Raw genomic sequence first — 12859 nt, 5'->3', positions numbered from 1 at the left:
TAGGGGAGGGCATTGGCGATTTGATGGCGAGTATTTATGTGGATTGGGTTGGAGTAGGATCACAGGGAGCGCTTGCTCTGGAGTGCAACATCAGACCTAAATCACGAAAACTGTAAAAAAGTGTTCAATCGAATCGAAACAGATTCAATTGTCCTACAATAAGACGTATATTATTGCTAATTCCTTTCAGTCAACTTGAATATAAGTGAGTTAGAATGAGCGACCAAAAATCTCTTGATGCAATCAGGAAGATGAAGCTGGAGAATGACACTTCAGCAGGTAATCTTGTAGACCTACTCCCTATCGAAGTACAAAAACGTGACTTCGACCTATCATTCCTAGACAACTTGAGCGAAGCACGTCCACGTCTTCTTGTTCAAGCTGATCAACTAGAAGAATTCAAAGCAAAAGTGAAAGCTGATGAAGCTCACTGCATGTTTGATGATTTCTACAACAACTCTACCGTTAAGTTCCTTGAGACAGCACCTTTCGAAGAGCCTCAAGCGTACCCTGCGGAAACAGTAGGCAAAGCTTCTTTGTGGCGTCCTTACTGGCGTCAAATGTACGTTGATTGCCAAATGGCACTGAACGCGACACGTAACCTAGCGATTGCTGGTGTGGTAAAAGAAGACGAAGCGCTCATTGCGAAAGCAAAAGCTTGGACTCTAAAACTGTCTACGTACGATCCAGAAGGTGTGACTTCTCGTGGCTATAACGATGAAGCGGCTTTCCGTGTTATCGCGGCTATGGCTTGGGGGTACGACTGGTTACACGGCTACTTCACAGATGAAGAACGTCAGCAAGTTCAAGATGCGTTGATTGAGCGTTTAGACGAAATCATGCACCACCTGAAAGTGACGGTTGATTTATTGAACAACCCACTAAACAGCCACGGTGTTCGTTCTATCTCTTCTGCTATCATCCCAACGTGTATCGCGCTTTACCACGATCACCCGAAAGCAGGCGAGTACATTGCTTACGCTCTAGAATACTACGCAGTACATTACCCACCATGGGGCGGTGTAGACGGCGGTTGGGCTGAAGGTCCTGACTACTGGAACACGCAAACTGCATTCCTAGGCGAAGCATTCGACCTATTGAAAGCATACTGTGGCGTAGACATGTTCAATAAAACATTCTACGAAAACACAGGTGACTTCCCGCTTTACTGCATGCCTGTTCACTCTAAGCGCGCAAGCTTCTGTGACCAGTCTTCAATCGGTGATTTCCCAGGTCTAAAACTGGCTTACAACATCAAGCACTACGCAGGTGTTAACCAGAAGCCTGAGTACGTTTGGTACTACAACCAACTTAAAGGCCGTGATACTGAAGCGCACACGAAGTTCTACAACTTCGGCTGGTGGGACTTCGGTTACGACGATCTTCGCTTCAACATCCTTTGGGATGCGCCAGAAGAGAAAGCGCCATCAAACGATCCATTGTTGAAAGTGTTCCCAATCACGGGTTGGGCGGCATTCCACAACAAGATGACTGAGCGTGATAACCATATTCACATGGTATTTAAGTGTTCTCCGTTTGGTTCAATTAGCCACTCTCACGGTGACCAAAATGCATTCACGTTGCATGCATTCGGTGAAACGCTAGCGTCAATCACTGGCTACTACGGTGGTTTCGGTGTTGATATGCACACCAAATGGCGTCGTCACACGTTCTCTAAAAACCTGCCATTATTTGGCGGAAAAGGTCAGTACGGCGAGAATAAGAACACAGGTTACGAGAACCACCAAGACCGTTTCTGTATTGAAGCGGGAGGCACAATCTCTGACTTCGACACAGAATCTGATGTGAAGATGGTTGAAGGTGATGCAACGGCATCTTACAAGTACTTCGTTCCTGAAATCGAATCTTACAAGCGTAAGATCTGGTTTGTTCAAGGTAAAGTATTCGTAATGCAAGACAAGGCGACGCTTTCTGAAGAGAAAGACATGACTTGGCTAATGCACACAACTTTCGCAAACGAAGTGGCTGATAAGTCTTTCACTATCCGTGGCGAAGTAGCGCACCTAGACGTAAACTTCATTAACGAGTCTGCTGATAACATCACTTCAGTTAAGAACGTTGAAGGCTTCGGCGAAGTTGACCCATACGAGTTTGAAGATCTTGAAATTCACCGTCACGTTGAAGTGGAATTCAAGCCTTCTAAAGAGCACAACATCCTAACGCTTCTTGTTCCTAATAAGAACGAAGGCGAGCAAGTTGAAGTATCTCACAAGCTTGAAGGCAACACGCTACTGCTTAATGTTGACGGCGAAACGGTTTCAATTGAACTGTAATTTGCTGAAATAACAGAGGCGATATATTAAAAACTCCGGGCGAAAGCTTGGAGTTTTTTAGTTTGTGGGGTGAAAAGGGGAACACTGTTAGTTTGGGCGAGATTGGCGATGCTGCATAGCAGTTTAAAGGCATCGCAGTTTAAAGGCATCGCAGTTAACAGGCAGCACAGTTTAAACACATCTTAGGTTAAACCACTGTGTCACAAGCCTCTATTAAAGTGTATTCACACACGCTCAAACAGCGCGACAACTGCATTTTCTAGGCATCTTGATGCCAAACCAATTGATACAGGAGCAATAGCAGGTACGGGGTTGTTGAATTACGCAGATTAAGGGAGAGGGATGTTCCTGACACGTTTGAGTGCTTGTTTATAGTGAATGCTCTTAGTCACTGACGGCTTTAGTACTGACTGAAAAAAGGACCAGCGAGTTAACAATAGTTAGAGGCGTGGCTTATTCTTAATAATCGTATGACATTTAACGTATGTTATTTCATCAATCGGCGAATTTTTGAGTGGGATATCGTTCCTCAAAGTACAAAGCGTGACCATATTCTCTCGTAAAGTGAATCCCCGTCACAACTTGCGTCTAAGCATCGAAGGATTACCCTAAAACTATTGCGTAACGGAAAAGACGTCGTTATTATAATGACCATATAATCATACAATACTATATTTGGAGTTTGAACATGACTAAACCTGTAATCGGTTTCATTGGCCTAGGTCTTATGGGCGGCAACATGGTTGAAAACCTACAAAAGCGCGGCTACCACGTAAACGTAATGGATCTAAGCGCTGAAGCTGTTGCTCGCGTTACAGATCGCGGCAATGCGACTGCATTCACTTCTGCTAAAGAACTAGCTGCTGCAAGTGACATCGTTCAGTTTTGTCTTACAACTTCAGCTGTTGTTGAAAAAATCGTTTACGGCGAAGACGGTGTTCTAGCGGGCATCAAAGAAGGCGCAGTACTAGTAGACTTCGGTACTTCTATCCCTGCTTCTACTAAGAAAATCGGCGCAGCTCTAGCTGAAAAAGGCGCGGGCATGATCGACGCACCTCTAGGTCGTACTCCTGCACACGCTAAAGATGGTCTTCTGAACATCATGGCTGCTGGCGACATGGAAACTTTCAACAAAGTTAAACCTGTTCTTGAAGAGCAAGGCGAAAACGTATTCCACCTAGGTGCTCTAGGTTCAGGTCACGTTACTAAGCTTGTAAACAACTTCATGGGCATGACGACTGTTGCAACTATGTCTCAAGCTTTCGCTGTTGCTCAACGCGCTGGTGTTGATGGCCAACAACTGTTTGACATCATGTCTGCAGGTCCATCTAACTCTCCGTTCATGCAATTCTGTAAGTTCTACGCAGTAGACGGCGAAGAGAAGCTAGGTTTCTCTGTTGCTAACGCTAACAAAGACCTTGGTTACTTCCTTGCTCTTTGTGAAGAGCTAGGTACTGAGTCTCTAATCGCTCAAGGCACTGCAACAAGCCTACAAGCTGCTGTTGACGCAGGCATGGGTAACAACGATGTACCAGTAATCTTCGACTACTTCGCTAAACTAGAGAAGTAATCGACGTACGACCTCGCTAGGGTATTGTTTGTCTTTTAGGCGGCGATACCTCAGCGAGGTTCGTTTTTATCTGCACAAGCCTGATCTATAAGCCTATTTTATCTCAAATCCCGCTTTATCTTCGTTCCCCGTTTTATTCTAAATACTCGCTTGCTCCCACGATTTCACTCTCCCTCGTAAAGCCCGCAGCCATCGGTATTAAATTTCTCGTTCTACTCTTTTTGCTTCTTGTTGTTCTATTTAATCAAAACTCTATTTGTTTCGACTTTCATTTATTTTCGATTTTCAATGCTGCTTGTTGACACTTGACGTCTCCAGAAATTCTTCGTTCTAGACGTGCTTTGTTATGTATCCGCTGACTCTCTATTCTCACATGATCAAATATCTAATACCGTCATTAATCCGCGATAGTTCGTACTGTTGAGCACTAACCAAAACCCGTAGCAATAATCAACAAAACAAAAAAAAGCCCACACAGCTGGTGACTATGTGGGCGTATTCGGACGAGCCGTCTGAAAAAACGAATGAACAATCTAAGTGAAGTACCGCTTAACGAGATCCCCCGACAGTTTCTACGTTAAACGTGTTCAATGACCTTAAAGCGAGACGCTTCAATTTCCACTTTGAATTGCACAAAAGCATTCAGAAAGAACTTAAGTTATGATTCAAATACACCATAACTTAAGGCTTATTGTATTACAAATAAATTTTAAGGTTAAATGCCTTTAGTGAATGGTTGGTTCGTAAAAATGTGACTTAAGGCTCACTTTCCTAGTCAGATGACCGAAAGTGATATAAATAATTTGAGTAGAGGCATTATCGGCGAAGTTGTGAGGTAATTATCTGAAAGTTGATCAGTTTTGATTGGCTAATCATTCCTTTCTAATCACGTTAAAAGTTCAAACTCATAAATGATACCTATGTCACAGGGTGGTTTTAGCCAGTTTTGATATATCAAGATCGCTCACAGAAAGTGCAGTTAATTAAACATACAATATTAATTAAATTGATGGTTGTGACGATGGAACGGCATGAATAAGTTTTGCTTCCCGTATCTTCGAATATCTAAAAAATGACCATTTCATTCGGATGAAAATAATAGACATAGGTTGATATGGATGATGAGTTTTATGAATTCAAAATTGTCTCTAGGGTTTAAAGGAAAATTGATTTTAATGGTGGCGATCGTCAGTTCTAGTGCCTTGGCATTTACTAACTGGTTCACGCTTAACTTGGCGACTGATCAGGTAAACCAAACGATTTATAACGAGATTGATCACTCGCTAACGATAGAAATTAATCAGATTGAAAGTACCGTTCAGCGCACCATAGATACGGTCAATTCCGTTGCACAAGAGTTCATGAAATCCCCATACCAAGTGCCAAATGAAGCTCTGATGCATTACGCGGCTAAGCTCGGTGGCATTGACAAAATTGTGGTGGGTTTTGACGACGGCCGTTCTTACACTTCTCGTCCTTCAGAGTCTTTCCCTAACGGTGTTGGAATCAAAGAAAAATACAACCCAACAACTCGCCCTTGGTATCAACAAGCGAAATTGAAGTCAGGTTTATCTTTTAGTGACCTGTTTTTCACTAAGAGTACTCAAGTGCCTATGATTGGTGTGACTTACTCATACCAAGATCGCGTGATCATGGCGGACATTCGATTCGATGATTTGGAAACTCAACTCAAACAGCTAGATAGCATCTACGAAGCCAAAGGTATCATCGTGGATGAGAGAGGGATGGTTGTCGCATCCACAATAGAAAACGTGCTTCCACAGAGCAATATCTCTTCTGCTGACGCCTTAATGAAACTCAACAAGGCCATCGAACGACCAGATCAATTCATTGAAGGTGTGATTGATGGTAATCAGAGAATCTTGATGGCTAAAAAGGTCGATATTGGCAGCCAGAAAGAGTGGTACATGATTTCAAGTATCGACCCTGAACTTGCGCTCAATCAGCTGAATGGTGTGATGTCAGATGCTCGAATGTTGATTATCGCCTGTGTTTTGGGGTCAGTCATATTGATGATTCTACTCCTGAATCGTTTCTACCGCCCAATTGTGTCACTGCGTAAAATTGTTCACGACCTTTCTCAAGGTAATGGCGACCTGACTCAAAGGCTTGCCGAGAAAGGTAATGACGATCTAGGACACATCGCCAAAGACATCAACTTGTTCATCATTGGCCTGCAAGAGATGGTTAAGGACGTGAAATTCAAAAACTCGGATCTTGATACCAAGGTATTAAGTATTCGAGAAGGCTGCAAAGAAACCAGCGATGTACTGAAAGTTCATACCGATGAAACGGTTCAAGTAGTCTCTGCGATTAATGGATTGTCTGAAGCTTCAAGTGAAGTCGAGAAAAACTCACAGTCAGCGGCAGAAGCAGCGCGAGATGCGGCCGTGTTTAGTGACGAGACTAAGCAAATTAACACGGTGACAGAAACGTACATCAGTGATCTTGAGAAGCAGGTTTGCACGACGTCGGATGATATTCGTTCTATGGCTAACGAAACGCAGAGCATCCAGTCGATAGTGTCTGTGATTGGTGGCATTGCTGAGCAAACTAACTTGCTAGCGTTGAATGCATCCATAGAAGCGGCGAGAGCAGGTGAGCATGGTCGAGGTTTTGCTGTGGTGGCAGACGAAGTCCGTGCGCTAGCAAACCGAACTCAAATCAGTACCTCTGAAATAGAAGAGGCGTTATCTGGGTTGCAGTCTAAATCGGATGGTTTGGTTAAATCGATTGAGTTAACGAAGAGCAATTGCGAGATGACTCGTGCTCAAGTTGTCCAAGCGGTAAACATGCTAGCGAAGCTAACGGAACAGATGGAAACCGTGAGTCGTTTCAACAACGATATTTCAGGATCTTCTGTTGAGCAAAATGCGCTGATTCAGAGTATCGCTAAGAACATGCATAAGATTGAAAGCTTCGTTGAGGAACTCAATAAGCTAAGCCAAGACCAACTAACAGGATCCGCTGAAATCAAAACACTTAATGGCAGCGTTAGCGAGCTAATGAGTAGCTTTAAAGTCTGACGTTTCTATTAATAAACAATAAAAATCAATGCGTTAATTTTGGTTTTTAGCCTGAGAGCCACTCATAACCTATCGAGTTTAGAGTGGCCTTTCTGCGTTGTTTTTGTCTATAAACCCTCGGTGAAAACTGTTCATATCGCCTCATTTGCCGCATCTCACATTCTGATAAATAGATAATTGACATAAAATAGTACAAATATACATTATCACTCTACTCTTATGGATAAGTGAGATAAATGTGAATAAGCCAATCCTCATCGTCGCGCTCGCTTCGCTCACCTATGGCTGCGGTGGAAGCAGTTCAAATAGTTCAAGTGATAGCAATGACTCTTCTGATAACACCAATCCGGGTACGTCTTTTGGCGTTGTTGCGCCTTATGATATTGCTAAGTATCAAAACATCCTCTCCAGCTCTGACCTTCAGGTATCGGATCCTAACGGCACAGAGGGTAACAAAACCTCTGAAGTGAAAGATGGTGATTTCGATGGTTACATCAGTGATTACTTTTACGCAGATGAAGAGACGGAAAACCTAATTTTTAAAATGGCGAACTATAAGATGCGTTCTGAGGTTCGTGAGGGAGAAAACTTCGATATCAATGAAACGGGTGTAAGACGAAGCCTGTATGCGGAAATAAGCTTACCTGATATCGAACATGCAATGGCGAGTTCACCTGCCGATCATGATGAAGTGACGTTGCTACAAATACACAATAAGGGCACTGATGAGAGTGGGACAGGTTACATCCCTCATCCGTTATTGCGTGTGGTGTGGGAACAAGAGAGGGACGGCCTCACAGGGCATTATTGGGCTGTTATGAAGAACAATGCAACTGACTGTAGCAGTGCGGCGGACTCTTCGGATTGTTATGCTACTTCATACAATCGTTACGATTTAGGTGAGGCGGAACTGGATAGCTTTACCGAGTTTGATCTTTCTGTTTATGAGAACACACTGTCGATCAAAGTAAATGATGAAGTAAAAGTGAATCAAGATATCGCGTATTGGCAACACCTGTTGAGCTATTTCAAAGCGGGTATCTATAACCAATTCGAGAATGGTGAAGCGAATGCTTACTATCAGGCGCTGAGATACACCACGACTCAAATCAATGGGTCAAACGATTGGGACATTAATGATTGGAAGCTGACCATTCCGGCAAGTAAAGATACTTGGTATGGAAGCGGTGGTGATAGTGCTGCTGAGTTAGAACCGGAACGTTGTGACTCGAGTAAAGATCTTCTTTCAAATGACAGCGACGTGTACCACAGCGATATTAATCTTTCTTACTTCAATGCAGATGAAGGAAGAATGCACTTTAGAGCGGATATGGGATATGGCACCTCTACGCAAAACTCTAGCTATATTCGCTCTGAGCTCAGAGAGCTATACCAAAGTAGTGCTCAACCAGATTGCAGCACCAGCGATGAAGATACGAGTTGGTATTTGGACGACACTAGAACCAACGCAACCAGTCACGAGTTAACCGCAACCCTGAGAATCGAGGACTATCCGAACATTAATAGCCAAGAGCCGAAAGTGGTGCTTGGTCAAATACACGGCTGGAAGATCAATCAAGCCCTAGTGAAGTTGCTTTGGGAAGGTGAGGGTAAGCCAGTACGCGTGATTCTGAACTCCGACTTTGAACGAAACAACCAAGACTGCGGTCATTGCGAACCGTTCAGTGTTGAGTTAGGTACTTATTCGGCCAGTGAAGAATGGCGATATACGATACGAGCCAACCAAGACGGTGTGTACTTAGCAACCCATGACTTAGATGGAACCAACACCGTTTCTCATTCAATCCCTTGGGGACAAGATTACACCGACAAAGATGGGGACACGGTGTCGTTAACATCAGATTGGACATCGGCAGATATTGCTTTCTATTTCAAAGCGGGCATCTATCCACAATTTAAACCTGATAGCGACTATGCTGGTGAGGTGTTCGATGTGAGCTTTAGTTCTCTTAGAGCGGCGCACTATTGAGTTACCAGGGACTTGAATGCGATCACAGATGCTTGAATAGTACCATTGGTCATTAAATAGCCGCACTAATCCTGAATAGCTAGAACGGTGACTTAAAAGGCCACATTGATTTCCAACAATGTGGTCTTTTTACGTTCTGGGAGGAGGGAAGCAATCGTTGGATCTTATTGTTGAAAAGAACGGATTCACTGGATTCAAAACTTGTTATTTCAGCTGGGTTATTTTGGTATTGCTAGTCTATTTCGCATTCAATTTTTTTATATATTGTTTTTATCAATAGGAAGTGTGATCCAGTTAAAGTATGGAAAAATCGGAAAGTGTTCCCAGTCTCATTTATTCAACGAAATGTTTTATTTGTATTATAAGATTACGTAATATTTTCATGTTATCGCAAATACTGAGAGGGGAATCGCCTTATAGCTCGTGTTTGCTGATTTAGCTTTCACTTACGAACGCTGTCTTTGTATTATAATAATGGATTAAATATGAAACAAATTACTCTAAAAACCTTACTCGCTTCTTCTATTCTACTTGCGGTTGGTTGTGCGAGCACGAGCACGACGACTGCTGATTTTCCAAATAACAAAGAAACGGGTGAAGCGCTTCTAACGCCAGTTTCAGTTGCCGCTAGTAGCCATGATGGTAACGGCCCAGATCGTCTAATTGACCAAGATCTAACAACACGTTGGTCTTCAGCGGGTGACGGTGAGTGGGCAATGCTAGATTATGGTTCAGTTCAAGAATTTGACGCTGTGCAAGCATCATTCAGTAAAGGTAATGAGCGCCAATCTAAGTTTGATATCCAAGTGAGCGTCGATGGTGAGACCTGGACGACGGTACTTGAGAACCAGCTGAGTTCTGGTAAAGCTATCGGCCTTGAGCGTTTCCAATTTGAGCCTGCGGTGAAAGCACGTTACGTAAGATATGTTGGTCACGGTAACACCAAAAACGGTTGGAACAGTGTGACTGGATTAGCCGCAGTTAACTGTAGCATTAACGCATGTCCTGCTAGCCATATCATCACTTCAGACGTGGTAGCTGCAGAAGCGGTAATTATCGCTGAAATGAAAGCGGCAGAAAAAGCACGTAAAGCAGCGCGTAAAGATCTACGCTCTGGTAACTTCGGCGTAGCAGCGGTTTACCCTTGTGAGACTTCGGTTGAATGTGATACGCGCAGCGCACTACCTGTTCCGACAGGCCTACCAGCAACACCCGTTGCCGGTAATGCACCGAGTGAAAACTTCGACATGACTCATTGGTACCTATCTCAACCATTCGATCATGACAAAAACGGCAAGCCTGATGATGTGTCTGAGTGGAACCTTGCAAACGGTTACCAGCACCCTGAAATCTTCTACACAGCGGATGATGGCGGCCTAGTATTCAAGGCTTACGTGAAAGGTGTACGTACCTCTAAAAACACTAAGTACGCACGTACTGAGCTTCGTGAAATGATGCGTCGTGGTGACCAGTCTATTAGCACTAAAGGTGTTAACAAGAACAACTGGGTATTCTCAAGCGCACCTGAATCTGATTTAGAAGCTGCGGCAGGTATTGATGGCGTTCTAGAAGCGACATTGAAAATCGACCACGCAACAACAACGGGTAATGCGAATGAAGTAGGTCGCTTTATCATTGGTCAGATTCACGATCAAAACGATGAGCCGATTCGTTTGTACTACCGTAAATTGCCAAACCAACCAACGGGTGCAGTTTACTTTGCACACGAAAGCCAAGACGCAACAAAAGAGGATTTCTACCCTCTAGTGGGCGATATGACGGCTGAAGTGGGTGAAGATGGTATCGCGCTTGGCGAAGTGTTCAGCTACCGCATTGACGTTAAAGGCAACACGATGACGGTTACGTTAATGCGTGAAGGCAAAGACGACGTTGTACAAGTGGTTGACATGAGCAATAGCGGCTACGACGTTGGCGGCAAGTACATGTACTTCAAAGCGGGTGTTTACAACCAAAACATCAGCGGCGACCTAGACGATTACTCACAAGCGACTTTCTACCAACTAGACGTATCGCACGATCAGTACCAAAAGTAATCGAACCGAATAACACTTAATATTTAAGTTATCGCAATAGCCTCCAGCCTCAGGGTTTGGAGGCTTTTTTGTTTCTTTTGTCTCGTCCTGAAATGTGTTTACACATTGAGGACGAATTATGACTACTTCAAATAATACCTACGTTAAGCGCACTCAGCGTGATTACACACTAGGCTTTAAATTACAGGTCGTCGCCGCTGTAGAAAGAGGCGATATGACATATAAACAAGCCCAAACCATTTATGGTATCCAAGGCCGTTCAACCGTTTTAACCTGGCTTCGAAAGCACGGTAAGATGAATTGGGCGCAAAATCCAAGGATGAATGTCATGAGCCAATCACCTAAGCCTAAAGAATCGCCTGCACAGAAAATAAAACGTCTTGAAAAAGAGTTGGAAGACGAAAAAATCAAGAACCTCTTCTTAAATAGAGTGGTTGATATCCTTGATGCTGAGCACGGAACCAGTCTCAGAAAAAAGTATCTAGCCAAGGAGCCAGAAGCCTTCAAAAGCAAGAAGGAATAAGTCTAGTTCGAGTATGTAGGCTTTGCGGCATAACAAGGCAGAGTGTTTATCAACGAGAAAAGCGAGCTCATCACCGTCGGTTAGAGCTTAAACCGATTAAAAAAATGGTGTTGGATATTAGGCGCTATATGCCTCGGGTTGGTACTAGGAAGCTCTATTTTTTAATAAAACCCAGACTACAAGAACAAGGTATCAAGTTAGGCCGAGATGCGCTTTTCAACTACTTACGCGCTGAGCGATTGTTGGTAAGACCTAAGCGTAGTTTTACAAAAACGACCAATAGTCGGCATTGGATGAAGAAACACCCGAACTTATTAAAGGACTACAAGCCATGTAGTCCAGAGAGTGTGTTGGTGAGCGATATAACCTATGTTCAATCTGATGAAGGAGTTCACTACCTATCATTGGTTACAGATGCTTTTAGCCGAAAAATAATGGGTTATGAGCTGAGTAATGAAATGAAAGCGACGGATGTCGTGAAAGCGCTAGATATGGCTATCAAAGAGCGTCGATATCATCATTCTTGTATCCATCATTCAGATCGTGGTCTACAGTATTGCTCAGGTGTATATCAAGATAAACTGAAAACTAGCGGCATAATGCCTTCGATGACAGATGGTTATGATTGCTACCAAAATGCCTTAGCAGAAAGAATAAACGGGATCCTGAAACAAGAGTTCTTACTTGATAGGTGTAAGAGTCTTGAGGAGCTTAAACGACTAGTAAAAGAGTCTATCAATATCTATAACAATATGAGGCCGCACCTCAGTCTCATGATGAAAACTCCAAATGAGGTGCATGAAAAAAGCCAACAGCTGGGGCTGTTGGCTTAGTAGAAATACTGTCAACGTATTTTAGGACGAGACATTTTGTTTCTTTTGTTTCTTTTGTTTAGGTGTAAAGAATATGATTTAATTGAGTAAAGAAGTGAGGGTCGCGGTAGTTGCACAGAATTTAGGACAGTATTATCAAGCTCATTCAGTATTAACTTCAGTCATTATCAGTTTCAGTCGCTATTAATCCCCCAAGCGCCGCTCATGATTAATCTCAGCTACTAATAGGTCAACTTGTCGCGGATTCAAACCCAAATAATGTCGTTATGTTTATCGGAATCACCATAGTTCGAAAACTTTGCCCTCGTTCTTAAGGTATTTACCTATGTGCGTTTATTTACGAACATATTATTGTGTGTGGCCTACTAATAAATGTTAGATCGGCTGATTACTCCCGTACTTTTCTTGAAACTGTCACTCTTGGGGTGTTTAGCAAGGCTCCTAGCAACAGCAATAAATAGTGCTTTAACTCTTTCATAATTAGAAGGGCAGGGCTATCACTCTATTAGCTCTTATGCTCTATGAAATACATAGGTAGGTTAAAGTCG

Annotated in this window: 6 protein-coding genes; all 6 read left to right on the top strand. The window is 43.2% G+C overall.

Going from position 1 to position 12859, the window contains the following annotated elements:
• Positions 1-215: 215 nt before the first annotated feature.
• The 6 genes from FLM53_RS01360 (at position 216) to FLM53_RS01335 (ending at position 12311) form a co-directional block, all read left to right on the top strand.
• Complete coding sequence (locus FLM53_RS01360) at positions 216-2294, top strand: DUF4962 domain-containing protein (protein WP_132763252.1); 2079 nt, start codon at positions 216-218, stop codon at positions 2292-2294.
• A gap of 688 nt (positions 2295-2982) precedes the next feature.
• The gene (locus FLM53_RS01355; RefSeq protein ID WP_004733521.1) at positions 2983-3864 is read left to right on the top strand and encodes an NAD(P)-dependent oxidoreductase; all 882 of its coding nucleotides are present in this window, start codon (positions 2983-2985) and stop codon (positions 3862-3864) included.
• 1175 nt (positions 3865-5039) lie between these two features.
• The gene (locus FLM53_RS01350) at positions 5040-6911 is read left to right on the top strand and encodes a methyl-accepting chemotaxis protein (RefSeq protein WP_176681942.1); all 1872 of its coding nucleotides are present in this window, start codon (positions 5040-5042) and stop codon (positions 6909-6911) included.
• Positions 6912-7149: 238 nt separating this feature from the next.
• The gene (locus FLM53_RS01345; protein WP_176681021.1) at positions 7150-8901 is read left to right on the top strand and encodes a polysaccharide lyase family 7 protein; all 1752 of its coding nucleotides are present in this window, start codon (positions 7150-7152) and stop codon (positions 8899-8901) included.
• A 485-nt stretch (positions 8902-9386) separates the two neighbouring features.
• A complete protein-coding gene (locus tag FLM53_RS01340; protein ID WP_176681022.1) occupies positions 9387-10955 on the top strand; it encodes a polysaccharide lyase family 7 protein in 1569 nt (522 codons plus the stop codon).
• Between the two features lie 118 nt (positions 10956-11073).
• A protein-coding gene (locus tag FLM53_RS01335; RefSeq protein WP_176679779.1) for an IS3 family transposase occupies positions 11074-12311 on the top strand; the annotation gives its coding sequence in 2 pieces (ribosomal slippage) (positions 11074-11446 and positions 11446-12311; 1239 coding nt in all).
• Positions 12312-12859 lie beyond the last annotated feature (548 nt).

The sequence above is a fragment of the Vibrio sp. Scap24 genome (assembly GCF_013394185.1).
Taxonomy (GTDB): Bacteria; Pseudomonadota; Gammaproteobacteria; order Enterobacterales; family Vibrionaceae; genus Vibrio; species Vibrio pomeroyi.
The sequence above is the reverse complement of the archived record's forward strand: the minus strand, read 5'-3'. Positions and strand labels throughout refer to the sequence as shown.

Excerpts from the sequence above, each read along its gene's own strand:
- FLM53_RS01360 (WP_132763252.1), top strand. The coding sequence starts at position 216 with ATGAGCGACCAAAAATCTCTTGATGCAATCAGGAAGATGAAGCTGGAG.
- FLM53_RS01355 (WP_004733521.1), top strand. The coding sequence starts at position 2,983 with ATGACTAAACCTGTAATCGGTTTCATTGGCCTAGGTCTTATGGGCGGC.
- FLM53_RS01350 (WP_176681942.1), top strand. The coding sequence starts at position 5,040 with ATGGTGGCGATCGTCAGTTCTAGTGCCTTGGCATTTACTAACTGGTTC.
- FLM53_RS01340 (WP_176681022.1), top strand. The coding sequence starts at position 9,387 with ATGAAACAAATTACTCTAAAAACCTTACTCGCTTCTTCTATTCTACTT.